Origin of the sequence: Collinsella sp. LCP19S3_B7 (assembly GCF_052121795.1) — a bacterium.
Classification (GTDB): domain Bacteria; phylum Actinomycetota; class Coriobacteriia; order Coriobacteriales; family Coriobacteriaceae; genus Collinsella.
On record NZ_JBQKDO010000018.1, the window covers coordinates 1 to 26747 of the forward strand.

General features: G+C 58.4%; 25 protein-coding genes and 5 tRNA genes. 12 read left to right on the plus strand and 18 right to left on the minus strand.

Translation table 11 applies throughout. From position 1 onward, the window contains the following. Window positions 1–254: 254 nt before the first annotated feature. Complete coding sequence (locus ACTQW0_RS07440; protein ID WP_441567582.1) at window positions 255–1154, minus strand: alpha/beta hydrolase; 900 nt, start codon at window positions 1152–1154, stop codon at window positions 255–257. A gap of 243 nt (window positions 1155–1397) precedes the next feature. On the opposite strand from ACTQW0_RS07440, the gene ACTQW0_RS07445 reads away from it, so the two are divergent. The 10 genes from ACTQW0_RS07445 (at window position 1398) to ACTQW0_RS07490 (ending at window position 13415) form a co-directional block, all read left to right on the plus strand. Then, entirely contained in the window at window positions 1398–1961 is a 564-nt protein-coding gene (locus ACTQW0_RS07445; RefSeq protein ID WP_441567584.1) for a PTS sugar transporter subunit IIA, read from the plus strand. Between the two features lie 179 nt (window positions 1962–2140). After that, window positions 2141–3544 carry an asparagine--tRNA ligase gene (gene asnS / locus ACTQW0_RS07450; RefSeq protein WP_427796158.1) on the plus strand — a complete coding sequence of 468 codons (1404 nt, stop codon included), beginning with the start codon at window positions 2141–2143 and terminating at the stop codon, window positions 3542–3544. Between the two features lie 250 nt (window positions 3545–3794). Continuing rightward, entirely contained in the window at window positions 3795–4583 is a 789-nt protein-coding gene (locus ACTQW0_RS07455) for a hypothetical protein (protein WP_441567586.1), read from the plus strand. A gap of 158 nt (window positions 4584–4741) precedes the next feature. Then, a complete protein-coding gene (locus tag ACTQW0_RS07460; protein WP_441540291.1) occupies window positions 4742–5722 on the plus strand; it encodes an ABC transporter substrate-binding protein in 981 nt (326 codons plus the stop codon). Window positions 5723–5925: 203 nt separating this feature from the next. Next, window positions 5926–6849: an ABC transporter permease gene (locus ACTQW0_RS07465; protein ID WP_441567588.1), complete on the plus strand. Its 924-nt coding sequence runs from the start codon at window positions 5926–5928 to the stop codon at window positions 6847–6849. Beyond that, entirely contained in the window at window positions 6842–7636 is a 795-nt protein-coding gene (locus tag ACTQW0_RS07470) for an ABC transporter ATP-binding protein (RefSeq protein WP_117839998.1), read from the plus strand. Before ACTQW0_RS07465 ends, ACTQW0_RS07470 begins: the two co-directional genes overlap by 8 nt. A gap of 115 nt (window positions 7637–7751) precedes the next feature. Beyond that, window positions 7752–9779, plus strand: coding sequence for a bifunctional metallophosphatase/5'-nucleotidase (locus ACTQW0_RS07475; protein WP_441567590.1), 2028 nt, complete (start codon window positions 7752–7754; stop codon window positions 9777–9779). A 128-nt stretch (window positions 9780–9907) separates the two neighbouring features. Further along, window positions 9908–10675 carry a mechanosensitive ion channel family protein gene (locus ACTQW0_RS07480; protein WP_427718391.1) on the plus strand — a complete coding sequence of 256 codons (768 nt, stop codon included), beginning with the start codon at window positions 9908–9910 and terminating at the stop codon, window positions 10673–10675. 116 nt (window positions 10676–10791) lie between these two features. Further along, window positions 10792–12708 (plus strand): BMP family ABC transporter substrate-binding protein, encoded by a 1917-nt coding sequence (locus ACTQW0_RS07485; RefSeq protein ID WP_441567592.1) that lies wholly within the window; start codon window positions 10792–10794, stop codon window positions 12706–12708. Then, complete coding sequence (locus ACTQW0_RS07490) at window positions 12705–13415, plus strand: metallophosphoesterase family protein (protein WP_441567594.1); 711 nt, start codon at window positions 12705–12707, stop codon at window positions 13413–13415. The genes ACTQW0_RS07485 and ACTQW0_RS07490 overlap by 4 nt, the downstream gene beginning before the upstream one ends. A 50-nt stretch (window positions 13416–13465) precedes the next feature. On the opposite strand, the gene leuB is transcribed toward ACTQW0_RS07490, so the two are convergent. From leuB to ACTQW0_RS07570, 16 genes are all read right to left on the minus strand, one after another. Beyond that, complete coding sequence (gene leuB, locus ACTQW0_RS07495) at window positions 13466–14638, minus strand: 3-isopropylmalate dehydrogenase (RefSeq protein WP_441567596.1); 1173 nt, start codon at window positions 14636–14638, stop codon at window positions 13466–13468. Window positions 14639–14644: 6 nt separating this feature from the next. Beyond that, complete coding sequence (locus tag ACTQW0_RS07500; RefSeq protein WP_427793572.1) at window positions 14645–15157, minus strand: 3-isopropylmalate dehydratase small subunit; 513 nt, start codon at window positions 15155–15157, stop codon at window positions 14645–14647. 251 nt (window positions 15158–15408) lie between these two features. Further along, the gene (gene leuC, locus ACTQW0_RS07505; RefSeq protein WP_441056809.1) at window positions 15409–16674 is read right to left on the minus strand and encodes a 3-isopropylmalate dehydratase large subunit; all 1266 of its coding nucleotides are present in this window, start codon (window positions 16672–16674) and stop codon (window positions 15409–15411) included. Between the two features lie 41 nt (window positions 16675–16715). Then, window positions 16716–18251 carry a 2-isopropylmalate synthase gene (locus ACTQW0_RS07510; RefSeq protein ID WP_441567598.1) on the minus strand — a complete coding sequence of 512 codons (1536 nt, stop codon included), beginning with the start codon at window positions 18249–18251 and terminating at the stop codon, window positions 16716–16718. Window positions 18252–18677: 426 nt separating this feature from the next. Further along, entirely contained in the window at window positions 18678–19385 is a 708-nt protein-coding gene (gene rplA, locus ACTQW0_RS07515; protein ID WP_154514750.1) for a 50S ribosomal protein L1, read from the minus strand. A 116-nt stretch (window positions 19386–19501) separates the two neighbouring features. Continuing rightward, window positions 19502–19930: a 50S ribosomal protein L11 gene (rplK, locus tag ACTQW0_RS07520; RefSeq protein ID WP_022093893.1), complete on the minus strand. Its 429-nt coding sequence runs from the start codon at window positions 19928–19930 to the stop codon at window positions 19502–19504. Between the two features lie 120 nt (window positions 19931–20050). Next, on the minus strand, window positions 20051–20587 hold the full coding sequence (gene nusG / locus ACTQW0_RS07525; RefSeq protein WP_427718370.1) for a transcription termination/antitermination protein NusG: 537 nt from the start codon (window positions 20585–20587) through the stop codon (window positions 20051–20053). A gap of 3 nt (window positions 20588–20590) precedes the next feature. Next, on the minus strand, window positions 20591–20929 hold the full coding sequence (secE, locus tag ACTQW0_RS07530; protein ID WP_154514754.1) for a preprotein translocase subunit SecE: 339 nt from the start codon (window positions 20927–20929) through the stop codon (window positions 20591–20593). A gap of 76 nt (window positions 20930–21005) precedes the next feature. Beyond that, window positions 21006–21081, minus strand: a tRNA-Trp gene (locus ACTQW0_RS07535). 13 nt (window positions 21082–21094) lie between these two features. Continuing rightward, window positions 21095–21262 carry a 50S ribosomal protein L33 gene (gene rpmG, locus ACTQW0_RS07540; RefSeq protein WP_427795067.1) on the minus strand — a complete coding sequence of 56 codons (168 nt, stop codon included), beginning with the start codon at window positions 21260–21262 and terminating at the stop codon, window positions 21095–21097. Window positions 21263–21521: 259 nt separating this feature from the next. Next, the gene (gene tuf, locus ACTQW0_RS07545; protein WP_154514756.1) at window positions 21522–22712 is read right to left on the minus strand and encodes an elongation factor Tu; all 1191 of its coding nucleotides are present in this window, start codon (window positions 22710–22712) and stop codon (window positions 21522–21524) included. A gap of 96 nt (window positions 22713–22808) precedes the next feature. Further along, a tRNA-Met gene (locus ACTQW0_RS07550) sits at window positions 22809–22885 on the minus strand. Window positions 22886–22888: 3 nt separating this feature from the next. Next, window positions 22889–22964: transfer RNA gene (locus tag ACTQW0_RS07555), tRNA-Thr, on the minus strand. A 10-nt stretch (window positions 22965–22974) separates the two neighbouring features. Beyond that, a tRNA-Tyr gene (locus ACTQW0_RS07560) sits at window positions 22975–23056 on the minus strand. Window positions 23057–23595: 539 nt separating this feature from the next. Further along, entirely contained in the window at window positions 23596–24564 is a 969-nt protein-coding gene (locus tag ACTQW0_RS07565) for a hypothetical protein (protein WP_441567600.1), read from the minus strand. A 59-nt stretch (window positions 24565–24623) separates the two neighbouring features. Then, on the minus strand, window positions 24624–25295 hold the full coding sequence (locus ACTQW0_RS07570; protein WP_441545454.1) for a hypothetical protein: 672 nt from the start codon (window positions 25293–25295) through the stop codon (window positions 24624–24626). A gap of 293 nt (window positions 25296–25588) precedes the next feature. Here ACTQW0_RS07570 and ACTQW0_RS07575 point away from each other — a divergent pair, with 293 nt between their 5' ends. Next, complete coding sequence (locus ACTQW0_RS07575; protein WP_441545455.1) at window positions 25589–25744, plus strand: hypothetical protein; 156 nt, start codon at window positions 25589–25591, stop codon at window positions 25742–25744. Window positions 25745–25932: 188 nt separating this feature from the next. Further along, the gene (locus ACTQW0_RS07580) at window positions 25933–26322 is read left to right on the plus strand and encodes a hypothetical protein (protein WP_441063303.1); all 390 of its coding nucleotides are present in this window, start codon (window positions 25933–25935) and stop codon (window positions 26320–26322) included. 54 nt (window positions 26323–26376) lie between these two features. On the opposite strand, the gene ACTQW0_RS07585 is transcribed toward ACTQW0_RS07580, so the two are convergent. Beyond that, a tRNA-Thr gene (locus ACTQW0_RS07585) sits at window positions 26377–26451 on the minus strand. Window positions 26452–26747: the final 296 nt, after the last annotated feature.

The following is a 26747-nucleotide window of genomic DNA, read 5'->3' on the forward strand; positions in this document are numbered from 1 at the left end:
GGTGAGCCCGGCGCCGCGAAGCGCCCTGGCCCTCTCCACCATTCTCCTACTGTATGCCATGCGGACTCCGTTCCGGACCTCAACGGTCCAACTTTTTGTCCGCAGTCCCGGGGCAAAACTGGGACGCGGTTTCCGGCCCGGGCATCAAAACGAAGTTGCGGTGGAATAGTTCCTGCTTGGGGCTTTAACCAGCAAAAACAGGAACTATTTCACCGCAAGTTATGAGGGACGGGATGGGGCTGGCCCTCTTACTCTTACAGATGGCGCTCCAGGAAGCGGAAGGCTAGGCGAATCCAAGGGCGAACCGCCACCTGTTTGTCCTCGTTGTCGACCGCGGTATTGGCATTGCCGAGCGAAAGGCCGTGACCGCCTTGGTCAAAGACGTGCATCTCGCAAGCGACGCCCTCCTCGGCCATGCGTTGAGCAAACGGATAGACCTGCGCGATCGGCGCCGTTTTGTCATCGGACACGCCCCACACAAAAGTCGGGGGCATCTGGCGCGAAACATGCGTGGTAGGGCAGATATCGGCCAGGTGCTCTTCGGTGGCCTCGCCGCCGGTCACCATCGACAGGTAATCGTTGAGCAAATCGCGCCCCGTCTTGCCACCTGTCTTGGGCACGCGCAAGTCGATGCGCGGATCGCGCGTCTGCATGTCGCGGACATAGGCAAAGTCGAGCAATGGATAGCCCAGCACCACGGCATCGGGACGAATGTCGTCCGGACGCGCCCCGACAAGTGCCGCGAAGGGGCCGGTCTTCCACTGCGTTGCCAGCGAGGCGCAAATCATGCCGCCCGCCGAAAAGCCCACAACGCACACGCGCTTGGGATCGACATGCCACTCGTCGGCATTCGCACGAACCGTGGCGACCATCTTGGCAAGGTCTGCCTGCGGGTGCGGAAAACTCACGTCGCCCGTGCCACTCGTCACATAGTTGAGCACAAAGGCCTGGTAGCCGCGGTCCAAAAATGCAAACGCCACCGGGTCCTGCTCGTGCGGAGCGATATGCGTAAACCCGCCTCCGCCGCAGATGACCACCGCGGGGCGGCGGCCATTGGGCTTATCGGGCAGCGGCTCGGCACCCAGATACGTAAACGTCGCCGGATACTCCTCGGTCGGCTCCTCGCCCCACAGCGCATGGTTCTCGACAATCATATGTGCTCCCTTCGCGCAAATTATGCGCCCTTGTTTTTCGCGTCTAAGCGTACCCCACTTGAGCCCGTGGCACAGAAACACTCCGGCAATAAGTTTCCCTCCAACTGATATATCACATAATCCCAGCTCAGAGGTATCGTTGAGCAGCGTAGAATAGGGGCGTTGACCAAGCCGTGAAACACGTATGAAACGTTTCCGGCAAACCAAGCGCGCGATATGCGCCTATTTAAGTTGGAGGCAACTATGGGTCTGCTCGATTCGCTTAAGTCCACCTTCACCTCGGCGGGCGAGGCATCCGTTCCGCCCGCGGCAAGCTTCGCCACCCGCGAAGGCGTCATCTACGCCCCCGTCAACGGCGTGCTCGTTAACCTGGATGAGGTTCCCGACGAGACCATCGCCTCGGGTATGCTCGGTCAGGGCTACGGCATCGAGCCCATTACCGGTACCATCTATGCGCCCGCCAACGGCCGCATCGGCGCCACCACCGTCACCAACCACTCCATCGGCATGATCACCGAGGACGGTCTTCGCGTGTTCATCCATGTTGGCCTGGGCACCGTGGAAATGAACGGCAAGGGTTTTGCCCGCTTTGTCGAGATGGGCGATGTGGTCAAGGCGGGCCAGCCGCTCATCAGCTTCGACCGCGAGGCCATCAAAGCCGCCGGTCACGAGGACATCGTGACCGTCATCATCTCCGAGCTCGATCGTCTTAAGAGCATCGACCATGTCGGCGAGTCTGGAACGCTTATCGGCGGCAACCCGCTCGTCAAGCTGGGCGACCCGCTGCTGGTGGCTAAGACCAAGTAACGAGTCCTGCGCCGTACAGCCAATAGGCAACACGCCAAGCGCCCACGACCATCTGGCCGCGGGCGCTTTTCGTTTGAAAACCGTCCCGTCAATACCTTATCTGTATAGCCCAAATGAGCCGAGCTGCTAGAATATCGAACTGTATGGATAACTATCATTCAACCGCTATGGGAGGATACGTGAACCGCACCAAAATCGCGCAGCTCTATGCCGATGCCGAGTCGCTCGGCGGCAAGACCGTCACTGTCGCCGGCTGGGTCAAGTCCGTCCGCGACATGAAGAACTTTGGCTTCGTCACGCTCAACGACGGCAGCTGCTTCCGCGACCTGCAGGTCGTCATGAACCGCGAGACGCTCGGCAACTACGACGAAATCGCCCACCAAAACGTCTCGGCTGCACTCATTTGCACCGGCACCGTCAAGCTGACCCCCGATGCGCCCCAGCCTTTCGAGCTTTCTGCCACCTCCATCGAGGTAGAGGGCACGAGCGCCCCGGACTACCCGCTGCAGAAGAAGCGCGCAACCGTCGAGTTCCTGCGTACCCAGCAGCACCTGCGCCCGCGCACCAACCTGTTCCGTGCCGTGTTCCGCATCCGCTCTGTCGCGGCTGCCGCCATCCACCGCTTCTTCCAAGAGCAGGGCTTTGTCTACGTCAACACCCCCATCATCACCACGAGTGACTGCGAGGGCGCCGGCGAGATGTTCCGCGTGACCACGCTCGACCCCAAAAATCCGCCTCTCACCGAGTCCGGAGAGGTCGACTGGAGCCAGGACTTCTTTGGCAAGCATGCAAGCCTTACCGTGTCCGGCCAGCTCAATGCCGAGAACTTTGCCATGGCCTTTGGCGACGTGTACACCTTTGGCCCCACCTTCCGCGCCGAAAACTCCAACACCACGCGCCACGCCGCCGAGTTTTGGATGATCGAGCCCGAGATGGCCTTTGCCGACCTGAACGACTACATGGATAACGCCGAGGCCATGCTCAAGTACGTTCTTAAGGACGTTATGGCCACTTGCCCCGACGAGCTCAACATGCTCAACAAGTTTGTGGACAAGGGCCTGATCGAGCGCCTGAACCACGTGGCCAACTCCGACTTTGCCCGCGTCACCTACACCGAGGCCGTCGAGATCCTGGAGCAGGCCGTCGCCGCCGGTCACAAGTTTGACTATCCTGTCAGCTGGGGCATTGACCTGCAGACCGAGCACGAGCGCTTCCTGACCGAGGAGCACTTTAAGCGCCCGACCTTCGTGACCGACTACCCGGCCGAGATCAAGGCCTTCTACATGCGCATGAACGACGACGGCAAGACCGTCGCCGCCGCCGACTGCCTGGTTCCCGGTATCGGCGAGATTATCGGCGGCTCCCAGCGCGAGGAGCGCCTGGATCTGCTCGAGGCCCGCATCAAGGACCTGGGCATGGCCCCCGAGCAGTACAAGTACTATCTTGACCTGCGCCGCTATGGCTCCTGCAAACACGCCGGCTACGGCCTGGGCTTCGAGCGTTTGGTCATGTACCTGACGGGCGTGGGCAACATCCGCGACGTCCTTCCGCACCCCCGCACCGTGGGCAACGCCGATTTCTAATCGCCACAGTTCCGTCCCGCGCGTTACAGCGTGTCGCACCAGCGCCTCTCGGCAAGCCGAGGGGCGCTTTTTTCAACAGCATCCGTCAAGCTTTTGTCAAGCTTTTGGTCAGCTGATCAGGGCTGTTGAAAACTCGACCCGCCGCTTGCCGACGACTGCCGACCACCCAGAGTGCCCTGTGCCCCTAAGCAAACCCCGTGTCCTAGGCTCCGTAGCGTCATCACCCAAAAACGGAAAGGACGTGAACGCAATGGCCAAACCCGCTGTTGAGAACTACGAGGCCACGACCAGGGGTGCTGCTTCCATGGCAGCCTATCGCGCTGTGCGTATCCTGCAACTCTTAAGCGAGCATACCGGTGAGGACAAAGCGCTTCCTCCCGCTGAGCTGATCGAGCGCCTCGCCCATCCCGACGACCCCGCTCGCATGCCCATCTCGGCAGCGCGACGCAGTATCCATACCGCGATTTCCGCCCTGCGGCATGCCGGATACGAGATTGAGTACAAGCGCGGCGCGGGTTACCGACTTCTCACCCGACCGCTCTCCGACGAGGAAATCATTCGACTCCATGGCATGGTCATGCGCAACCGCTCCACACCCATCGCGACCAGGAAAAGCATAGCGCGCCATCTGGTCGCCATGGCAAGCGCCGACGTTCGCGGCTATCTCGATACGTCCGAGCCGGCACCGAGCGCAGAAGGCAAACCCGCCAAGACCACGCGACCGCCCGCCAAACGCATCGATACCTGCGAGCTCATCGAGCGGGCCATCGACCACGGAACCACGGTGAGCTTTGACATTTCAAGCGTCACGACACATGACAAGATCGAAGTGACGAGGATGACCGTTCGGCCTTTTGCCATCAAACAGCGAGACGGCGTCTCGTATCTGCTGGGAACGGTCGTCGACGGGCACGGCTCCGACGACACCCTACGCACCGTCGAGGTCGGCCGCATGAGAAACGTTAGCACGCGCCTGCTCGACGGCAAGAAGCTCTTTGCCGCGCTGGACGAGGGGGAGCGGCCCGCGCCCGCCGCCTAAGTCTTGCCGTTGCCCGCCGAATCCCCCGCCGTCCATCCGGTTCAGTATTAAAAAACCCGACAGGTTGTTGAAAAAATGGGCATCGGCGCTACTATAGACCCACTTGCACTTTGTTTGAGTGCAGTGTTTCCAGCAATTTCTATACTGGGGGTAATGACATGAACGACATCACCATCAGCCGCAGGAGCCTTCTGGTCTCCGCCGGCCTGCTCGCACTGGCCCCGCTCGCCGGATGCGGCGGCAACTCTGGTTCCGGCTCTGCAGCCGCCGGTTCCGACTACACCATCGGCGTTCTGCAGCTCACTGAGCACTCCGCGCTCGACGCCGCCAACGACGGCTTTGTCAAGGCCATCAAGAAGAGCGGACTCAAGGTCAAGATCGACCAGAAGAACGCCCAGAACGACCAGTCCACGTGTAAGTCCATCGCCGACAAGTTTGTGGGCGACAACGTCAACTTAATCTACGCCATCGCCACGCCTGCCGCACAGGCTGCCGCCGGCGCCACGGCCGATATCCCCATCGTGGGCTGCGCCATCACCGACTACGCCGCCTCCGGCCTGGTCCAGGACAACGACAAGCCCGGCACCAACGTCACCGGCGCCTCCGACCTCACCCCGGTCGCCGAGCAGCTCGAGATGATGCAGAAGGTCCTGCCCGACGTTAAAAAGGTCGGCCTGCTCTACTGCACCGCCGAGTCCAACTCCGACGTCCAGATCAAGGCCGCCAAGAAGGAACTCGACAAGCTGGGCCTGGAGTACACCGATTTCACCGTCTCGAGCTCCAACGAGATCCAGTCCGTCGTCGAGTCTGCCGTGGGCAAGGTCGACGCGCTCTACTCTCCCACTGACAACACTATCGCCGCGGGCGCTTCGCAGGTCGGTCAGATCTGCAAGGAGAACAAGCTTCCCTTTGTGACCGGCGAGGAGGGCATGTGCATGGCCGGCGGCCTGTTCACCCTTTCCATCAACTATGAGGACCTGGGCTACGCCGCGGGCGAGATGGCCGTTAAGATTCTGAAGGGCGAGGCCAAACCCGAGGATATGCCGATCAAGCACCTCCCAAGCAAGGATCTGGTCGTCGTCAAGAACGACGAGATGGCCGAGGCCCTGGGCATCGACCTTTCCGCTCTAGACGAGTAGCGCCATGCGCGGTAACGCAGCTAGGCACGCGCTTGCGCCATAGCTGTGTTATTCAATATCTGAGTCAATGGGGCGAACGCTAAAGACCGGCGTTCGCCCTGCTTGTTTTTGGTAAAACAAAATGTCCGTCCGCTGCTCTTTTATGCATTGGTACCGCTATTATGGAAAATCACGTGTCCACCCTATCCTAGGAGGTATGAAGCATGCTCATTGCATTGCAGGGCGCCGTTTCGCAGGGTGTCCTCTGGGGCATTATGGTGCTTGGCGTGTTTATCACGTTCCGCCTGCTCGACATCCCCGATATGACCTGTGACGGCAGCTTTGCCCTCGGCGGCTGCGTCTGCGCCGTGCTCATCGTCAACAACAATGCCGACCCGTTGCTCGCCGTTTTGGCCGGCATGTGCGCCGGCGCCATTGCGGGCGCGGTCACGGGCATTCTGACCACCGTCTTTGAGATTCCCGCGATCCTCGCCGGAATCCTCACCCAGATCAGCCTGTGGTCCATCAACCTGCGCATCATGGGCAAATCCAACACGCCCATCCTTGCCAAGGGCACCGTGTTCTCGGCCGTCAGCAATATGACGGGCCTGCCGCAGTCCACCGTTGCCATCATCCTGGGCGTCTTGCTCGCCGTGGCCATCGTTGCCATCCTGTATTGGTTCTTTGGCACCGAGATCGGCTCGGCGCTGCGCGCCACCGGCAACAACGAGTACATGATCCGTGCCCTGGGCGTCAACACCAACTCCACTAAGATGATCGCCCTCGTGCTCTCCAACGCCCTCATTGGCCTTTCGGGCGCGCTCATCTGCCAGAGCCAGAAGTACGCCGACATTGGCATGGGCACCGGCGCCATCGTTATCGGTCTCGCCGCCATTGTTATCGGCGAGGTGCTCGGCCGCCTGCTGCCCGGCGGTCTCACGCAGTTTAGCGTCCGTCTTGCCTCCGCCGTCTTTGGCTCCGTAGTGTACTTCCTCATCCGCGCCATCGTGCTGCAGCTGGGCATGGACGCCAACGACATGAAGCTGCTCTCCGCCGTGATTGTCGCTGTGGCCCTATGCGTGCCCGTGGTTTGGGAGCGCTATAAGCTCCGCAGCTCCTACACGAAGGGGGATGAGGCAGATGCTTAAGCTCTCGCACGTCAAGAAGACCTTTAACAAGGGCACCGTCACCGAAAAGCGCGCTCTTACCGGCGTCGACCTTACCCTCAACGATGGCGACTTTGTAACCGTGATTGGCGGCAACGGCGCCGGCAAGTCCACGCTGCTCAACATGATCGCCGGCGTGTATCCGCTCGATTCGGGCGTTATCGAGCTCGACGGCACCGACATCTCGCGTCTGAGCGAGTCGCAGCGTGCCAAGTACCTGGGCCGCGTGTTCCAGGACCCCATGCGCGGCACCGCAGCCGACATGCAAATTGCCGAGAACCTGGCACTCGCCAAGCGTCGCGGCCAGCGTCGCGGCCTTTCGTGGGGCGTCACCAAGGCCGAGAAGGACGAGTACGTCAAGCTGCTCAAGCGTCTGGACCTTGGTCTGGACACGCGCCTCAACGCCAAGGTCGGCCTGCTCTCGGGCGGCCAGCGCCAGGCACTCACCCTGCTCATGGCCACGCTCACCAAGCCGCGCCTGCTGCTGCTCGACGAGCATACCGCGGCACTTGACCCCAAGACGGCCTCTAAGGTGCTCAATCTGACCGAGGAGATCGTCGACGAGAACCACCTGACCACGCTCATGGTCACGCATAACATGAACGACGCTATCCGTCTGGGCAATCGCCTGATCATGATGCACGAGGGCCATGTAATCTACGACGTGGCGGGCGATGAGAAGAAATCGCTCACCGTGGCCGACTTGCTTCAGAAGTTCGAGGAGGTCTCGGGCGGCGAGCTCGCCAACGACCGCATGCTGCTGAGCTAAACCTACCAAAAAGGGACAGGTTTATTTTGGCAGGTTTTATCTGCGCAGACGTCAAAACCGCCGCAAAGGGACAGACACTTTGCGGCGGTTTTTGTTAAAGAGTAAGGAGACCGCCATGAAAAGACTCCCCCGCCTTGCGTTAGCTGCCGCGTTGTTTGCCGGCGCGCTCACAGGCATCCCAAGCCTCGCTTTCGCGGGGAACCTGCCCGCCGCTATTGACGGCTCCGTGGCCGTCATGCACACCAATGATATCCACGGCAGCTACAAGTACAGCTACAACGCAAGCAAGGGTACCGGCACTGTCGGCTTTGACGGACTGGCAGTTCTCTATAGCGCTCAAGGCAGTGCCCCCGATCTTTTGCTCGATGCGGGCGATACCTTCCACGGGCAATCCTTCGCCACTATGAGCGAGGGCAAAAGCATCGCCGAGCTCATGGACACCTTTTATGCGAACGGCTACGACGCGACCACGCCGGGCAACCACGACTGGAGCTACGGCGCGGACAAGCTCCGCACCATGACCGGCTACAGCACCACCGGCACGCCCTTCGCCATGCTCTGCGCAAACGCGAAGTCTACGAGCGGCGTATGGAGCTCGAGCATCACCAAGACGCTCGACCGTACCTGGGAGGACAGCGAAGACCACTCCACATTCGACTACAAAATCAAGGTCGGCGTCGTGGGTGCCATGGATGAGTCGCTGGGATTCTCACTGCGCGAGAGCCTTGTCCAGGACACGTCGTTCTCGGATGCGGCAGCCGCCATCAATGCCGAGGCTAAGCGACTGCACGAGGATGAGGGCTGCAACGTTATCGTCTGCATCGCGCACACGCTCAACGCCAAGGCCTTTGCTGCAAGGCTCGTTGGGGTCGATGCACTGGTCGCGGGCCACGAGCACATCAACTTAGACGAAAACGTGACGGGGGCCGACGGCAAGCCGGTCCGCGTCGTCGAGGCGGGCAGCGCCTTTGCCGAGGTCGGGCTGCTTTCCATTCCGTACAAGTACGGCACGAATGGCACCGTGACGACCGACGATGACACGGTCACGATCCCCGCAGACGACAGCGACGAGAAGCTCTACACCGCCAAGAACGTCAACGACCTTTTGGCAGACCCCGACAAGGGCGCCTTCTACCAGAGTCAACTCGATGAGGTTCGCAATAACAAAATCAAGCCACTCGACGACGCCTTTAAAATCGAGTCGAACAAAGTGATCGGCACATCCGCCACTGACTATTTCTACGGCGAAGACGCCGCGGGTACGCATGGCTGGGAGATGGTGCGCACCACCGATTTGCGTCCCAGCAAAGCGAGCGACACCACCAAGGCCCAGACCATCGGGCATGTGATCTGCGGCTCTTATCTTGCCCTGACGGGGGCAGACCTCGCCATCGAAAACGCGGGCGGCATCCGCGGCGGCATCGCGGCGGGCGATGTGACCGCCGGCAACGTCATCGCCATCTCGCCTTATGGCAACACCGTGGAGACCTGGACCATGACCGGTGCAAACTTCCTTGCAGCGCTTGAGCACTCACTGCAGATCAGCGACGATTGCAATCACAGCTACGAGCTTCAGCAAGCCTACGTGGCAGCCGGCCATACCGAGCAGGAGGCGCAAGACAAGTACAAGTGGCGCGATGACTCTGGCAGCGTTCTCTCCTTTGGCGGCATTAACGTGACGATTGATTGGACGCAGCCCGAAGGCAAGCGCATTGTGAGCGCCACACTCACCAAGGATGGCAGCGCGCTCGACCCCGCCAAGAACTACGCCGTCGCCACCAATAACTACATCATTACCAACACGACCGACTTTCCCACCTTTGCAAAAGCTAAGAAGTGCGCCGAGTGGAGTACGTGCGAGGCAGCGCTGAGGGCACTAATCGGGCAGGACGACTGGGAGAACAAGATGGCCTCGCTCGCGGGCACCATCAGCTTTGGCTCCGCCGAGAGCCCCGCACCCCATCCGACCCCAACGCCTGAGCCCTCATCCAACCCCGGCACGACGACCACGCAGATCACCACCAAGAAGACGGCCGGCAAGCTTGCCGCAACGGGAGATCGTACGCTGACCGTGGTCGGTGCATGCCTCATCGGCGGCATCATCGTCATCATGCTCGGCATTATCTGGAAGCGCCGCCGCTAAGCTACACCGCCGGGCCTTGCAGCCCCGCCGTACAAACCTTATATCGAGCGCAAAAGCCCGTCCGTTTTGATCGGACGGGCTTTTTGGTGGGTATCATGGTTGAACGATCTTGAGGAGGTTTTCCCTACATGGAATTGTTTGAGCCGATTCTTCATTTCTTTGAGCAGCGGTGGGTCCACAACATCATCTGGGCTGGTATCTTGGCGATAGGCACCGCCGTTGCCGCCAAAGTCGTTTCCAAAACGCTGCGTCACCTGCTCAACCGCGACGATAACCCGCTTCCGGCATCGAGTATCTTCATCAACATTGCGCGCGCCGTCATCTGGATGATTGGCGGCAGCTTTATCCTCGACAACTGCTTTGGCATTAACGCAAACGCGCTCGTCGCCGCTCTTGGCGTCGGCGGCATTGCCATCTCGCTCGGCTTTCAGGACACGCTGTCGAACCTTATCGGCGGCATGCAGGTGACCTTTATGGGCATCATCAAGCCCGGCGACAATATCGAGGTTGGCGGCGTGTCGGGCGTGGTCCAGGACATCACCTGGCGCCACACGACCATCGAGGATGCCTACGGGCAGACCATCATTGTGCCCAACTCCAACATCTCCAAGGACACGCTCGTGCATCTGATGCCCTTTGGACGTGTGGCCGTGCCCGTTGCCGTAAAGGACACGTCTAAATGGGCTTCCCTTGACGCGCTGGCAGACGAGCTGACCAGCGCCACCAAGGCCGCCGTGCTTCCCATCTCGGGCTTTGACCAGGAGCCCTACGTGCTCTTTAGCGAAATCGGCGACTTTGGCATCAAGGGCAAGATCATCTTTATCGTCAGTGACGACAGCACCACACTCACCGCTGCCGACGCCTGCATCCGCGCTATCGCTCCCATCATCGCCTAAAGCACCACAAAGGGGACAGTGAACTGCCTCCCATTTCTTTGACATCGGAAAATGGGAGGTTTTCATTCGTGGTACCATAGTTCATACAGTTGTTTAAACGACTAAGGGAGCAAACTATGGAAGAGGCCTACCGTCAAGCACGCAAGCGCGGCGAGCAAGGACGTCGACGCGCCATTAGCCAAAGCGAGCATCCATACCTTACGGACCTCGACAGTTTGGTTGCCCAGCTCCCCCTAGGTCAGCGAGAGAATGTCGGCCTGCGGGATATTCCGCTCGAAATGGTTGTCGGCACGGTTACCAAGGGCCGTCAGTCCGCCTTTTCATGCAACTTTATGCCCCTGCTGCCGTTTAGCACCGAGTTCGCCCGCAAGTGGTCCAACCTCTACGACATTCAGGTAACCGAGGGCTATCGCGACCCCATCATCGTCACCGAGTTCATGCATCGGTTCTATGTCCAGGAGGGCAACAAGCGCGTCAGCGTCCTCAAATTCCTGGACGCCCCGACGGTTTCAGCCAAGGTCACCCGCCTCTACCCCGGCAAATGGGATTCCGTCGAAAGTCGCCTGTACGGCGAGTTCTGCGCGTTTTGGCGTGTCTGCCCCCTATACGAGATCGAGTTCTCGCGCGAAGGAAGCTACGAAACGCTCGCCAAGATGCTCGGTCAGAACCTTATCGAAAAATGGCCCCAGAAAAAGGTCGACTACCTGCGCCACACCTTCCTACTCTTTAAGCGCGCCTACCTTCGCGCGGGCGGCGACCACCTGGACATTACGCCCGCCGACGCCATGCTCGTCTACCTCAATGTGTACAACCAGGACCGCCTGCTGGATACGCCGACAGATATCGTCGTAAACCGCCTGTGCAAGATCTGGCGCGAACTGGTCATTGCCGGGAAAAGTGACGAGGACAAGGTCGATCTTGTCGAAGCGCCAAACGTCGATGAGGAGGAGTCGCCCGCCAAGTCCACCTCCGGCATGCTCAACTTCTTTATGGGCAAGACCGTCTATTCGGCGGCCAACCCCCTGCGCATCGCCTTTATCCATGAATTCACCTGTGCGACGTCGAGCTGGGACAGCCTGCACGACCAAGGGCGTCAGTATCTCGATGAGCACTTTGGAGGTATCGTGCGCACCGAGGCGTTTGAGGACTGTCACGATCCGGACGTGTTCTACGCCGCCGTGGAAACGGCTGTCAAACATGGAGCAAACGTCATCTTCTCGACCTCGCACCGCCTGATGGAATACACGCTCAGGGCTGCCGTTGAGTATCCCCGGGTTCGGTTCCTTAACTGCTCCATCGGCCTTCCCCACCAAAGCGTCCGTTCGTACTTTGGCAAGATGTACGAAGCCAAGTTTCTCCTGGGCGCCCTTGCCGCCAGCATGGCGGACAACCACCGCATCGGTTACCACGCGTCGGTCTTCGCCTCGGGTGCACTCAGCGAGATCAATGCCTTTGCGATTGGCGCCTCGCTGCTCGACCCCCGTGCGCAAATTATCCTAACCTGGGGCGATGTGCCCGCCGGGGGCCTTGCCGAGGCCATGTGCTGCGAAGGCGTGAGCGTCATGACCGGCGCCGACATGTCAAAGTCGCTCGAAGACCCCACGGCCTACGGACTTCACCGCCTGATCGATGGCAAGGTTGCCGGCATTGCCATGCCAGTGTGGAACTGGGGCCGATACTACGAGCTTATCGTGCGAAGTCTGCTGCATGGCACCTGGGACGAGACCAGTGACGACAGCCAGGTCCGCGCCGTCAACTACTGGTATGGCATGAGCTCGGGCGTTATCGACATTCGCTACGCTCCGGGCCTGCCCTATCAGACGCGCAAGCTTGTTCAGCTCCTCCGCAATGGCATCGTCGAGGGCTCCATCAATCCATTTGGCGGCGAGCTCCATAGCCAAGACGGCGTGGTGCAGATTGAGGGCTTTCCCCCACTGCCGAGCACGCAAATCGTCGAGATGGACTGGCTGGCAGACAACGTGGTGGGCACCATTCCGCAGCCCGACGATGAGCCGAAGGTCCGTGCTCTATGAAAATCCTTGCCATAGCCGATACCGAAGAGCGATGCCTATGGGAGTGCTTTCGCAAGGAACGCTTTGAGGGTGTCGACCTAATTTTGTCCGCTGGCGATCTGGACCCGGACTATCTTGAGTTTTTGGTTACGGTCATCAACAGACCGCTCATCTACGTGCGTGGCAATCACGATGACCGCTACGCGCGTCATGCACCGGGCGGCTGCATCTGTGTCGAAGACACCGTGTACGTGTATCGCGGCGTCCGCATTGCGGGGCTTGGCGGCTCCATGCGCTATCGAGATGGCGCTAACATGTACACCGAGCGCGAAATGGCCAAGCGCGTGCGCAAGCTGTCCCGCAAAGTGAGGATGGTCGGCGGCTGCGACATCTTGCTCACCCATGCGCCCGCCGCCGGCATGGGCGATCTGGACGATCTGCCGCATCGGGGATTCGGATGCTTTAACACAGCGCTCGAGACATGGAATCCCGACTACATGGTGCACGGGCATGTGCACCAATGCTATGTTCGCGACTTTCAACGCGAACGCCAGCACGCATGCGGGACGACGATTATCAACGCCTGCGGCTATACGCAGTTTGAGCTGGACGAGGCGCGCTACCCCATCCGTGGATGGCAGGCAGCCTGGCTCAATTCGCAAACCATGCGCCGCGAGCTCAAGCGCCACGAGGCAATCGAGTCCTCAACCGCCAGAACCCCCTGGTAACCACCACAAAGGGGACAGGTGCCTTTGTGGTGGTTCCGGACATCTCGACACTACAGCGCGGCGATGACCTTATCGCCCATCTGGGTCGTGCCGAGGATCTTATCGGTAGGGGTGCTGGCGTCGGCGATGTCGCGGGTACGCCAGCCTTCGTCAAGCACACGTGCCACGGCATTTTCGATCCAAGCAGCCTGCCCACCCATGTCGAGCGCGTACGTGAGCAGCATTGCCGCCGACAGGATCTGCGCGAGCGGGTTAGCGATACCGAGCCCCGCGATGTCGGGCGCGCTGCCGGCGCTCGGCTCAAACAGCGACACGCCATCGCCCAGCGAAGCCGAGGCAAGCATGCCGAGCGATCCGGTAATCTGCGCCGCCTCGTCGGAGAGAATGTCGCCGAACATGTTCTCCGTAACTACGACGTCAAAGTCGGCCGGTCGGTTAATGAGCTGCATGGCGGCGTTGTCGACGAGCAGGTCCTCAAGCTCTACATCTGGATACTCCTCGTCATGCACGCGATGCACGACCTCACGCCACATGCGGCTCGTCTCCAATACATTGCGCTTATCCACGCTTGTCACCTTGCCGCGGCGCTTGCGAGCTGCCTCGAACGCCTGGCGGGCGATGCGCTCAACTTCGTACTCGCGGTACTCCATTACGTCAACCGCGCGCTGGCCAGCCACACCGTCGGTGCCCGCACCGCCCTCGTCATAAAAGCGCTCGTGCTTGCCAAAGTAAATGCCACCGGTAAGTTCGCGGACGAGTACCATGTCAACGCCCTTGATGACTTCGGGACGAAGCGTCGATGCGCTGGCAAGTGCGTCGTAGATTTTTACGGGGCGAAGGTTGGTATAGAGGCCGAGTTCTTTGCGGATACGCAGCAAGCCTTGCTCGGGGCGCGGGGCCGCCGGATCGGTCGAATCCCACTTTGGGCCACCGACGGATGCCAACAGCACGGCGTCCGACGCCTTTGCCGCCGCAAGGGTTTCATCGGGCAGCGGATTGCCGCACGCATCGATCGCCGCGCCACCAATCAGGTGATCCTCAAGGGCAAACTCTACGCCAGCGCGCTTGCCCACGGCAGCCAGCACCTTCTTACCCTCGGCAATAACCTCGGGCCCAATGCCGTCACCAGGAAGACAGCAGATCTTATAGGTCTTCTTCACGTTGCAGCTCCAGCTCTCGCTACTCGGCCCGTTTGCAAACGGATTATCCAGCTTGACCGTCATAATCGCTTACGCCTCCTGACCCTTTGCCGCGACAATCTTGGCACGCGTGCGCGCAACCAAACCGCCGGCCTCGATAATCTCGGCAATAAATGGCGGGAACGGCTCAGCTGTAAAAGTCTCGCCAGTACGCTCGTTGGTGATGACACCCGCATCGGTATCGACCTTCACGGTATCGCCGGCACAAATCGCATCGACAGCTTCGGGGCACTCCATAATGGGCAGGCCCACGTTAATGGCATTACGATAGAAGATGCGTGCGAAGCTCTTGGCAATAACACACGACACCCCTGCAGCCTTAATGGCAACCGGGGCATGCTCACGCGAAGAACCGCAACCAAAGTTCTCCTCAGCCACAATGATATCACCGGGCCTCACGGCAGAGGCAAACGCGGGATCAATATCCTCCATAGCATGCGCCGCCAAGTGCGCATGATCCGACGAGTTCAGATACCGAGCAGGAATGATGACATCCGTATCAACATCACGACCATACCTAAATACCTTGCCTTCAAAGTTCATATCATTCTCCGTTCAAACATGGAATGCGGGGGATTTGATATTTACTTACTTACTCGGACAGTCCTGCTCGCACGGAGAGCACATTACGTGCTCTCCGGCTCGTGCGGAACTCGACGCAAGCAAATATCAAATCCCTCGTTCGCGTTTCGGCTACAAAAAAGCTAATGGAAAGTTAGCGTTCGCCTTCGGCGAACAAAAAAATGCCAGGACTGTCCGCAGTAGCGAGCAAAGGTCGAAGGACCCCGTAGCCCCTACAGGTCAGACGGCAAGCATATGTGCCCCGCCACGGCAGAAGCAGCCGCCACGGCCGGCGAGGCCAGATAGACCTCGGACGTGGGGTCGCCCATACGGCCGACAAAGTTGCGGTTGGTCGTAGAAACGCAACGCTCCCCTGCCGCCAAGATGCCCATGTAGCCGCCCAGGCACGGACCGCACGTGGGCGTGGAGAACACACAGTTGGCATCTAGGAAAATGTCGGTCAATCCCTCCTTCATGCACTGGCGGAAGACCGCCTGGGTCGCCGGAATCACGATGCAACGCACCCCGTCGGCAACCTTATGGCCGCGCATGACTTCGGCCGCAGCACGCATGTCCTCGATACGTCCGTTGGTGCACGAGCCGATTACCGCCTGGTCGATCATGATGTGACGGCTCTCGCTCACCGGATGGGTGTTGCTGGGCAGATGCGGCCACGATACACACGGCTTAATGTCGGCCGCGTCAATGGCAATAACCTGGGCATACTCGGCGTCTGGATCGGCGTGATACTCAACGTAATCACGCTCGCAGCGCCCCTTGAGCCAGGCGCGGGCAACATCATCGACCTCGATAATGCCCGCCTTGCCGCCCGCTTCGATCGCCATGTTCGAAATTGTCATGCGACCTTCCATCGACAGGCCCTCGATGGTGCTGCCGGCAAACTCCATGGCCTGGTACAGGGCACCGTCCACGCCAATCATACCGATAATGTGCAGGATGATGTCCTTGGCAGTGGCGCCGTCCTCAAGCTCGCCGTTAATCTCAAAGCGAATCGTCGGCGGCACCTTAAACCATGCGCGCCCCGTGGCAATGCCCACGCCGGCGTCTGTTGAGCCCACACCGGTCGAAAACGCACCCAAGGCGCCATACGTGCAGGTATGCGAGTCGGCACCGATAATCAGATCGCCCGGGACCACCACGCCGCGCTCGGGCAGCAGGGCATGCTCAATGCCCGCGCAGCCTTGCTCGTAATAGTGCGTCACATGCTGCTCGTGCGCAAAATCTCGCATCTTCTTGGTCTGCTCGGCGCTCTTGATGTCCTTGTTGGGCGCATAGTGATCGGGCACCAGGCAAACGCGGTCGCGATCGAACACCTCGGTGGCACCCAGCTCGCGAAAGACATCGATCGCGATAGGTGCGGTAATATCGTTGGCGAGCACGATGTCCAGGTCGCATTCGACCAGCTGGCCCGGCTTTACCTCGTCCAGGCCTGCGTGTGCCGCCAAAATCTTCTCTGCTACGGTCATGGGACGTGCCATGTGATTCCCCTCTCAAGCGGGCTTTGCCCTGCCGAATATCGTTACTTGCCCGCCTTGGAACGGTTAGTCTGAATCATGCGGTTAATAGCGTTGATGTAAGCCTTGGCCGAGCTCACGATAATGTCGGTATCCGCGCCGCGGCCGGTGTAGATCTTGCCGTCCTCGGCGGTGATGCGCACCGTCACCTCACCGATAGCGTCGATGCCACGCGTAATGGCCTTAACGTTGAACTCCGTCAGCTCGCCATGGGCAGAGATGGCCTTGTCAACCGCCTTGTAGGCCGCATCAACCGGACCGGTACCCGTCGAGCAAACCACCCGTGTCGCGCCGTCCTCGTCCGTGATGGTCGCCGTGGCCGTAGGAATAAGCGGGTCGCCGCAGGAAACCTGGAGCGCGTCGAGGGTGTAGATCGCCTTGACCTCGCGCTGGCGCTCCTGAATCATCGACTCCAGGTCCTCGTCAAAGACCTCTTTCTTTTGATCTGCAATCTCCAAGAAGCGCTGGTAGATCGACTCGAATTCCTCATCGCCAAACGTATAACCCAGCTCGGCGAGACGATGGCGCAGTGCCGCATGGCCCGAACGTGCCGAAAGGATAATCTCGGATCCCGCTGCACCCACGTCCTTGGGATCGATAATCTCGTAGGTGTCACGCGCCTTGAGCACGCCATCCTGGTGAATGCCCGAGCTGTGTGCAAACGCATTAGCGCCCACAATGGACTTGTTGGGCTGCACATTAATGCCAGTGATTGAGCTGACGAGCTTAGATGCGCGCGTGAGCTCGGTCGTCACGATATCGGTATGTGCATCCAGATCCTGCTCGTGCATCCTCATGGCCATGACGACCTCCTCGAGCGCCGTGTTGCCCGCGCGCTCGCCCAAGCCGTTGATGGTGCACTCGATCTGCATCGCGCCATTGCGGACCGCCTCGAGTGCAAGGGCTGTGGCCATGCCCAGATCGTTATGCGTGTGGACCGAAATCGTAACGTCCTCGATTCCGGCCACGCGCTCGCGCAGATCGCGAATACGGGCGCCAAACTCCCAGGGCATGTTATAGCCCGTGGTGTCCGGAATATTCACGACCGTAGCGCCGGCCTTGATCGCTGCCTCGATAATGCGGACCAGGAATTCCTGATCGGAGCGGCCCGCATCCTCGGCATAAAACTCGACATCGTCGACAAACTTACGAGCGTGCTTTACGGCGTGAATAACGCGCTCGATAGCCTCGTCTTCGGTCATATGGAGCTTGTCGCGCAAATGGCTGGGACTCACACCCAGACCGGTGTGGATACGGGGCCTCTGAGCCGTCTTGAGGGCGTCTGCCGCTACTTCGATATCCTTATCGACCGCACGGGTGAGACCGCATACCGTGCACCGGTCACCCGCGATCTTGCCAATCTCCTGTACGGAACGATAATCACCGGGGCTCGAAATAGGAAATCCCGCCTCGATCACATCGACATTCATACGTACCAGCTGGCGTGCAATAACGAGCTTTTCCTCGGTATTCATGCTGGCGCCGGGAGACTGCTCCCCGTCACGAAGCGTTGTGTCAAAGATTGCGATTTTGCGGCTCATGATTTCCTCCTGACAGGCTAAAGATACAGATGGCTTTCAGGAGAGATGGAGTGCCCCAAGATAGAATAATACCCGTGTCGCCCATCACGCCCAAAAGCGGCGAAAGATAGCGCACCCGGGTACAACTAATCGTTATAGCGAAATTACAACCCTAGCGCGCTATCTAATCTAGTAGCGCTAGGCCTAGGAGCTGCTGTTTGTTATAGAACATGTCTGGCTCCTTTCAGCCTCGGGTATTCACTACACTAGGCTAAAGTGTAACACAGGCAAAACGACGCGCAACGGGGATTTTGAACCAAAACCACCACAAAGGCGCCTATCTCCTTCGTGTTGGTTTTGGCCCCAAACAGCAAGGAACCCGGTCCTGCACGAGACAGAACCGGGTTCCTTTAGCAATGCTTGCTTTGCTCAGGCAGTAACTAGAAGTTACTCAGCCAGGAAGTCACGCTGGACAGCGGGATCGACCTTGACGCCAGGGCCCATGGTGGAAGACACAGAGATGGACTTGACGTACTTGCCCTTAGCAGAAGAGGGCTTGACGCGCAGGATCTCGGTGTACAGGGCAGCGTAGTTCTCAACGAGCTGCTGCTCAGAGAAGGACTTCTTGCCCAGGGGCACGTGGCAGATGCCATAACGGTCGGCGCGATACTCAACGCGGCCGGCCTTGAGCTCGGAGACCATCTTGGCGACGTCCATGGTCACGGTGCCGAGCTTGGGGTTCGGCATGAGGCCACGGGGACCAAGGATCTTACCGATGCGGCCAACCTTGGCCATCATGTTCGGCGTAGCGATAGCGGCGTCGAAGTTGATCTCGCCCTTCTGGATCTGGGCGACGAGCTCGTCGGAACCGATGATGTCGGCGCCGGCAGCCTCGGCCTCACGGGCCTTCTCGCCCTCGGCGAAGACGGCAACACGAACGGTCTTGCCGGTGCCGTGGGGCAGGGAGATGGAACCACGGATGTTCTGGTCAGCCTTACGAGTATCGATGCCCAGACGGAAGTGGGCCTCGACGGTCTCGTCAAACTTGGCGGTGTCGAGCTCCTTGATGAGCTTGGCAGCCTGAAGGGGGGTGTAGAGCGTGGCGCGGTCGACCTTCTCGGCAGCGGCGTTATAGCTCTTACCATGCTTAGCCATGTGCATTACCTCCTGTGGTTAAACGGGCGTAAGCCCTCCCACATCGTATCGTGTGCCCTATTGCACACATTTAACGGGCGCCCCGGTCGGAGCACCCGTCGTTACCTAGAAAAACGCTACTCAGCGATGGTGACGCCCATGGAACGGGCGGTACCGGCGATGATCTTCTTGGCGGCGTCAATGTCGTTGGCATTGAGGTCCGGCATCTTGATCTCGGCGATCTTGGTGAGCTGCTCCTGAGAGAGCTGACCAACCTTGTCAGCCTGGGGCTTAGCGGAACCAGACTTGAGGTTCAGCTCCTTCTTGATGAGGTGAGCCGCCGGCGGAGTCTTGGTGATGAAGGAGAAGGACTTATCCTCGTAGACAGAAATCTCAACGGGGATAATGTCGCCCTTCTTGTCCTGCGTCTCGGCGTTAAAGGCCTGGCAGAACTGCATGATGTTCACGCCAGCAGCGCCCAGGGCGGGGCCGACGGGAGGAGCGGGGTTAGCGGCACCAGCAGGAATCTGGAGCTTAATGACGTTGGCAACCTTCTTCTCAGCCATGGTCATTCCTTTCGAATCACGAGTGTGAAGTACTTGCTATATCGTAAGCACGCACGTGTTAGAAGCACTCCTGAGATGAGCAGTCACAGAAGAAGCACGCTCGCGCGAACGGACGAAAACTTAAGCGATGACAGCGACCTGGTTAAAGTCAAGCTCGACCGGCGTCTCGCGGCCAAAGATCATCAGCGTGACCTTGAGCTTGCCTGCCTCGGCGTTAACCTCGGAGACCTTGCCATCAAAGTCGGTAAGCGGGCCATCGGTGACGCGGACGGACGTACCAACCTCAATATCAACCGACGTACGCTTGGGCGAATCGCCCTTACCGGGACGACGAGTCATCTTATTGTACTCGTCGCGGGAAAGCGGAGCGGGCTTGCCGTTGCCGCCCAGGAAACCGGTGACGCCGGGCGTGTTGCGAACACACGTCCATGCATCGTCATCCATCTCCATGCGAACCAGGACATAACCCGGGAAGATCTTAGAATCCTTGGTCTCGCGCTTGCCACCCTCTTTGATCTCGGTGACGCGCTCCATAGGAATCTCAATATCAAAGATACGATCCTGCATGCCCATGGTCTCGATGCGATGCTCGAGATCGGACTTAACGCGGTTCTCGTATCCAGAGTAAGTGTGGACGACGTACCAACGCTTAGACATGGTTTAGCCCCTCAATCCAGAGAACAGAGCAAGAGCCTCGCCAAAGCCAGCATCGAGCAGAGCGATGACGACGCCGACGACGATCAGAGAAGCGCAAACGACGACCGAGTAGTTCACGAGCTCCTTCTTATCGGGCCACGTGACACGCTTCATCTCGGACTTCACCGAAGCAAAATACTTCTTGGTGCGGGCGAAGAAACCGGGCTTCTCGTTCTTCTTGGACTTCGCAGCCTTCTCGCTCTTCTTGGCAACGGCCTTCTTGGCCTCAACCTTGGAGTTGGCGGCAGCTTTGTTGGCAGGCGCCTGCTGCTGTGCCTTCTTCTTGTTCTTCTTGTTGGCCATTTGGGTTACCTCCGCGCAATGCGCTTATACATGAGTAAACCGTAAGCCCCCAAATGGGAGCTTACGGAATAATGACTGGCACGCCAGGAAGGACTCGAACCCTCAACACTCGGTTTTGGAGACCGATGCTCTACCAATTGAACTACTGGCGTATGTGACTAGAGACTAGCGAGTCTCTTTGTGCAGCGTGTGGTGACGGCACCAGGGGCAATACTTCTTGATCTCCATACGATCAGGCATGTTCGCCTTGTTCTTAGTGGTCGTATAGTTGCGGCGCTTGCACTCAGTGCACGCAAGAGTAACTAGAGTACGCATGTATCCTGAACCTTTCATATCCGCCCCGTACGGGCACGAGTTGGTACTTTATCAGCTCTACGTAAGTGCTGTCAATGAAAACCTCGCATCAATTGGTTCTCGGTAGATCCATTCATATTTGGAACACATCAATGGAGCCAACGAGATCTAATCGATCCCTCACGCTCAACTTAAGAGCGAGCTAAGCGTAATCATCAGGCAAAAGACCCACGTAGAAAAGAACCCGGCACCCATATAAGTGCCGGGTTCTCTAAGTCAGCTGTATCAGAGAGCTAATTTACTCAATGATCGTGGAGACGATGCCCGAACCGACGGTGTGGCCACCCTCGCGGATAGCGAAGCGCAGGCCCTCCTCCATAGCGATCGGGTGAATGAGGTCGCCCTCGATGGTGATGTGGTCACCAGGCATAGCCATCTCGGTGCCCTCGGGGAGCTTGACCGTACCGGTAACGTCGGTGGTACGGAAGTAGAACTGAGGACGATAACCATCGAAGAACGGGGTGTGACGGCCGCCCTCCTCCTTGGTCAGAACGTAGATCTCACCGGTGAACTTGGTGTGCGGGGTAACCGAACCGGGCTTGCAGAGAACCTGGCCGCGCTCGATGTCCTCGCGCTTGATGCCGCGGAGCAGCAGACCGACGTTGTCGCCAGCCTCGCAGAAGTCCATGGACTTACGGAACATCTCGATACCGGTAACGACGGTGTTCTGGGTATCCTTGATGCCGACGATCTCGACGGGCTCGTTGAGCTTGAGCTCACCGCGCTCGACACGGCCGGTAGCAACGGTACCACGGCCGGAGATGGTCATAACGTCCTCAACGGCCATCAGGAACGGGAGGTCGTTGTCACGAGCAGGCGTCGGGATGTACTCGTCGACGGCAGACATGAGCTCGCGAATGGCGTCCATCCACTTGGCGTCGCCCTCGAGAGCGCCCAGAGCGGAACCACGGATGACGGGGATGTCGTCGCCGGGGAATTCGTACTCGGAAAGGAGCTCACGGGTCTCCATCTCGACGAGGTCGATGAGCTCGTCATCGTCGACCATGTCGCACTTGTTCAGGAAGACGACGATGTAGGGAACGCCGACCTGACGGGCGAGCAGGATGTGCTCGCGGGTCTGAGCCATGGGGCCGTCGGTAGCGGCGATGACCAGGATAGCGCCGTCCATCTGAGCAGCACCGGAGATCATGTTCTTGACGTAGTCAGCGTGGCCCGGGCAGTCAACGTGAGCGTAGTGACGGGCAGCAGTCTCGTACTCGACGTGGGAGACGGAGATCGTAATGCCGCGCTCGCGCTCCTCGGGAGCCTTGTCGATGTTCTCGAACGCAGTGAAGTCAGCCTTGCAGCCCTCGGTCTCGGAGAGAACCTTGGTGATGGCAGCGGTCAGCGTGGTCTTGCCGTGGTCGACGTGACCAATGGTGCCGATGTTAACATGCGGCTTAGTGCGCTCAAACTTCTCTTTGGCCATAAAGCCCTCCTCTAAACAGGTCGTCCCCGGACGGGACTATGCCTTTATACCATAGTGGCCTCTCAACATACTATTGAGAAGCCACCGTGTTACCTATGGTAGCGGTGACTGGATTCGAACCAGTGACGCCACGGGTATGAACCGTGTGCTCTAACCAACTGAGCTACACCGCCGGATGGAGCCTGCAACCAGACTTGAACTGGTGACCTCTTCGTTACCAACGAAGTGCTCTACCGACTGAGCTATACAGGCACTTGACGGGTGGGAGCTATAGGATTCGAACCTATGTAGGCAGAGCCAACGGGTTTACAGCCCGTCCCCATTAACCACTCGGGCAAACTCCCAATCGTTCAAGTATCCGCAGGTTCTTTGGTCTTTTGGGCCTCCGCCCCCGCGAACGAAAAAGATAATACGATGCAACCTTGGGGGCTGTCAACGAAAACCTCTAAATACACGGTGCCGGGCGTATCTATATACCTTTGACCTGCGGTTTTGCTGAATTTAGATATGAAGGACGGCGGATTTGGCTGCGCTGGCGACATTTCCCAAGGGAACACTTTGGTGTGGTGGAGTACCCTTGCGGTATCGACTTTCGATAACGATTCTCGTGCGTCCGAATATCCTCGCTCAACCAAGATGACTGGGACCGGTCCGGCCTTTGTCTCGATCTGTAACATTTAGAGAACATTTTCTCCCCTATCTGTTACAGATCGAGATGTTTCCCTGGCGGTCTCCCGTTTATCTAAATCTGTAACAGCAAGAACGGTTTTCCTTCCCTAGTTGTTACAGATCGAGATGTTTCGCAGAGACCCTAGCTTACGTCTCATTCTGTAACAGTTAGAACGGTTTTCCGCCCCTTCGTGTTACAGATCGAGACATTTATCTATTCTCGCCTTACATCCACGACATCTGCCCAATCGATAACGTCGTAGTCATCATCGCTTCGCCAGACGACACACTTGGGTCGTGAATCCGCTTGGGCCGCACCATCCCTCGCCGCTTGTGGACGACTCGCAAAGAAGCGGCCAAGCTCAGCTCGCGGCAAGATAATCCCTTGCACGCTCCCGCCACCCGCGAGACACACACGCGCCCAGCGACCAGCCTTTTCATATAAGAGCCAATTGGCAACCTGCGAAGATCTGCCCTCAGGCACTTTATCCCCTGGAATATCAGGAACAAACATGGGGTCGACCTCCTCCAGTTGAGCAAAGCCCATCCCCTCCAAACGCGAACCAAGTTTCTCCTTAGCGTAACCGCTCAGCTCGCGCTTGATCATGCCTGCAATACGCCGAGCCGTCCTACCATGGGGATCAAACCGGCTGCATCCGCGCTCATAGGCAGCCAGCGCGTCCATAAGCACATAGACCTCGCTCAAATTGAGCGGCAGCGCCAGCGGGTGCACCGAGGACCTGAATTCGCCGCGATACCCAAACTCCTCGGCTACGCACATGCCGCCGATACGCACGCCATCGCGAATCCTGGCACGGCGCTCCCCCACCGCGTTCTTGCTACACAGCAAAACGTTATAGGCGATGTCTTCCTGCGAGCGCTCTTCGTGGGAAACGGTGAGCATAATCAGGTCTGCCTCTTCACCGCCAATAAAGGAATCCTTGAGCTCGTAGCCCTTCATGCCTTTGTTGGGCGGCTCGGCCGCAAGCAGCGCAAAAAGCTCGTGCACCTGATGGTAGAGAGCAAGGCGTCCCTCCAAATATGGACCATCGGGTCCATTTGCATATGCTTTGATGCGCATACGCAAGCTCCCCGTATCGACGGGCGCTACCGCCATCTGGCTAATAGCATATCCCTCGCCTGGACGGGAAATCATATCGTTGAGCTCGGCCGCATCTGGCATGTTTCTTTTTATGAACTGTCCAAGCAGCATTGGCGGCGCCCGCCTTTCTAATCTTTAACCTATCGATTTTTTCTCTTCGAGTCCACCTCAAGATAGCGCTGGATTTTGTCGAGCGACAGATTAGTCCGGCCCAGGGACTCTGCCGCCGTCAAAATCTTCTGTGCAAGATTTGATCCAAAGTAGTAAATCACATCCCCGTTGGCGATTCGCTCAACGTATTCGTCTCCAATTTTGTTAATGAGAGAGAAAAACTCGGGGCACAGCATGGGATAACGCTCGGCTATTTCCGTAATCCCCGCATGGCCAAAATCGGCAACATCCTCGCACTGGCGCTCAAGATCTTCGATACCGTGACCATTAAGACCACGCCCGCAGGAAAAAGCAAGGCCGCGAGACAGGGCAGTTTTGACGCGTTGCTCCTGCTCGTCCGATAGCTTTCCACCCAATAGGGCTCGCATCATGATCTGGCAGCAAGCGTACGTAGGTCGATAGAGAAAATCGACACGTGCATCACTGGGCATATGGCAATAGCTGCTCAGAGGAAAACAACCGTCTTCTCGTTGAGACTCGAGGATGGCATCGAGGGACTCGCGCCAATCCGGATCGTTATCCAAGCCATAATCGCGAAAGTAGCGTAGTAGCTGCATCTGCATATCCATGACACAAGTACTGACGATCGGCCTATCTGTTGCCCTGTCCCTGCCGGCAATGTCGCAAAGAGGGTAAATCATGGTCTTTTTCCTTTCCGTAGACCTGATGCCAACGATTCCGTTTCGCTGACCTTGTTGATCCCATTCTCTTTTGTGGGGCCATATCAAACGACCAAGCAGTGCTTGGTTATTGTGGGCTGGAGGGTTAACTGGGCGGAATCACATACCGTTGCAGGTGCACCCATACGCAACGTCGCCGAGACGCCCCACCCTCTACCTCCGCATGTGCGACACTCCACAAGCAACTAATCATCACCAGAATGTTTTACTGAGATAAGGTCGATCAGCTTGGGGAATTTCGCAAGAAGGCACGCTTGGTCACGTACTGTGCCCTTGCCATCGCCGTCGTATTTGCCCTCATTGCGGGCGGATTCCCCAATAGACTCAGGAATCTCGTGGCTGTCGATAACGCCAGCGCTATTGTCAAGAGTTATCACGGCGAGCACCCGGTCATTCGACTGACGTTTTAGGCGATACAAACCGAAAGCGTGCCGGCGGCCACAGGTTGTTGCTCAACAAATACGCTGCTGGCTGTGGCATACTTTAATTTACTAATGTATCGAGAAAGAGAGTGTCATGGTCCCTTCGGGTAACGGCTGCAGCCAGATCATCATCATTGCTTTGGGCATTTGCCTTGGCCTGACTATGTTTGCGGTCTGTGGCTAAACGATTCAAATCCGCGCTTATTTCCAGCGCAAATCTTCTGCCGCTGCTTGCCGGCATCGTGTATCTCGTTAACAGATACATTGCGAGCTTCGACTTTTTCCTCCCCTACGACTTCGCCCATTATCAGCTCGGAGATCTGTGCGGAGGAATCATTTTTCCCGCCTACGTAAACGTCCTCTGCGAAACGGTGAGCGGGAAAACGCCGATATGCAACTTTGCAAGTAGCTTGGCATTATCGGTGGGATGCTCAATCTGCTGGGAAGTACTTGCGCCCATGGTGCTCGAGTTTAGTACCCCAGATCCGCTTGATGCCTGCATGTACGTTATCGGCGGCATCTTGTACCTGAAAGCTTTTAAACTGACGGCGGACAGTCGAATCTAGCTGCCCACAAGAAACGGGCCCTGTCCCACTAGGGAACAGAGCCCGAAACTCTCATGGAGCCAGTGACAGGAATCGAACCCGCAACCCACTGATTACAAATCAGTTGCGCTACCGTTGCGCCACACTGGCACACTTGGCGCTTTCGCGCGAAGCCAATTAAGAATAAAGGAATTGCGGACGGGGCGCAACAGGCCCTTTGATCGACCATATCTCAAAACTATTCGTCAGAACGAATAGTTTTATCTGTTCGCCAGAACCAAAAGGTACCGTCAAGATTCTTTCGCAAATTGATTTAGCCGTCTCCGGCCCCGTCCTCTTCTAGCCCTCCGCCTTTCCCCTCAGCTCGTCCATCTCCTCCAGCTTCGACATGTCCAAGTACCTCCTCTTGCCCCACTCGTGCTCCACTATGTACTTCAGCCTCGCCG

Bases quoted from the DNA above. Each gene is read 5' to 3' on its own strand.
- ACTQW0_RS07440 (WP_441567582.1), bottom strand. From the start codon at position 1,154: ATGATTGTCGAGAACCATGCGCTGTGGGGCGAGGAGCCGACCGAGGAG.
- ACTQW0_RS07445 (WP_441567584.1), top strand. From the start codon at position 1,398: ATGGGTCTGCTCGATTCGCTTAAGTCCACCTTCACCTCGGCGGGCGAG.
- ACTQW0_RS07455 (WP_441567586.1), top strand. From the start codon at position 3,795: ATGGCCAAACCCGCTGTTGAGAACTACGAGGCCACGACCAGGGGTGCT.
- ACTQW0_RS07460 (WP_441540291.1), top strand. From the start codon at position 4,742: ATGAACGACATCACCATCAGCCGCAGGAGCCTTCTGGTCTCCGCCGGC.
- ACTQW0_RS07465 (WP_441567588.1), top strand. From the start codon at position 5,926: ATGCTCATTGCATTGCAGGGCGCCGTTTCGCAGGGTGTCCTCTGGGGC.
- ACTQW0_RS07470 (WP_117839998.1), top strand. From the start codon at position 6,842: ATGCTTAAGCTCTCGCACGTCAAGAAGACCTTTAACAAGGGCACCGTC.
- ACTQW0_RS07475 (WP_441567590.1), top strand. From the start codon at position 7,752: ATGAAAAGACTCCCCCGCCTTGCGTTAGCTGCCGCGTTGTTTGCCGGC.
- ACTQW0_RS07480 (WP_427718391.1), top strand. From the start codon at position 9,908: ATGGAATTGTTTGAGCCGATTCTTCATTTCTTTGAGCAGCGGTGGGTC.
- ACTQW0_RS07485 (WP_441567592.1), top strand. From the start codon at position 10,792: ATGGAAGAGGCCTACCGTCAAGCACGCAAGCGCGGCGAGCAAGGACGT.
- ACTQW0_RS07490 (WP_441567594.1), top strand. From the start codon at position 12,705: ATGAAAATCCTTGCCATAGCCGATACCGAAGAGCGATGCCTATGGGAG.
- leuB (WP_441567596.1), bottom strand. From the start codon at position 14,638: ATGACGGTCAAGCTGGATAATCCGTTTGCAAACGGGCCGAGTAGCGAG.
- ACTQW0_RS07500 (WP_427793572.1), bottom strand. From the start codon at position 15,157: ATGAACTTTGAAGGCAAGGTATTTAGGTATGGTCGTGATGTTGATACG.
- leuC (WP_441056809.1), bottom strand. From the start codon at position 16,674: ATGGCACGTCCCATGACCGTAGCAGAGAAGATTTTGGCGGCACACGCA.
- ACTQW0_RS07510 (WP_441567598.1), bottom strand. From the start codon at position 18,251: ATGAGCCGCAAAATCGCAATCTTTGACACAACGCTTCGTGACGGGGAG.
- rplA (WP_154514750.1), bottom strand. From the start codon at position 19,385: ATGGCTAAGCATGGTAAGAGCTATAACGCCGCTGCCGAGAAGGTCGAC.
- rplK (WP_022093893.1), bottom strand. From the start codon at position 19,930: ATGGCTGAGAAGAAGGTTGCCAACGTCATTAAGCTCCAGATTCCTGCT.
- nusG (WP_427718370.1), bottom strand. From the start codon at position 20,587: ATGTCTAAGCGTTGGTACGTCGTCCACACTTACTCTGGATACGAGAAC.
- secE (WP_154514754.1), bottom strand. From the start codon at position 20,929: ATGGCCAACAAGAAGAACAAGAAGAAGGCACAGCAGCAGGCGCCTGCC.
- rpmG (WP_427795067.1), bottom strand. From the start codon at position 21,262: ATGAAAGGTTCAGGATACATGCGTACTCTAGTTACTCTTGCGTGCACT.
- tuf (WP_154514756.1), bottom strand. From the start codon at position 22,712: ATGGCCAAAGAGAAGTTTGAGCGCACTAAGCCGCATGTTAACATCGGC.
- ACTQW0_RS07565 (WP_441567600.1), bottom strand. From the start codon at position 24,564: ATGCCAGATGCGGCCGAGCTCAACGATATGATTTCCCGTCCAGGCGAG.
- ACTQW0_RS07570 (WP_441545454.1), bottom strand. From the start codon at position 25,295: ATGATTTACCCTCTTTGCGACATTGCCGGCAGGGACAGGGCAACAGAT.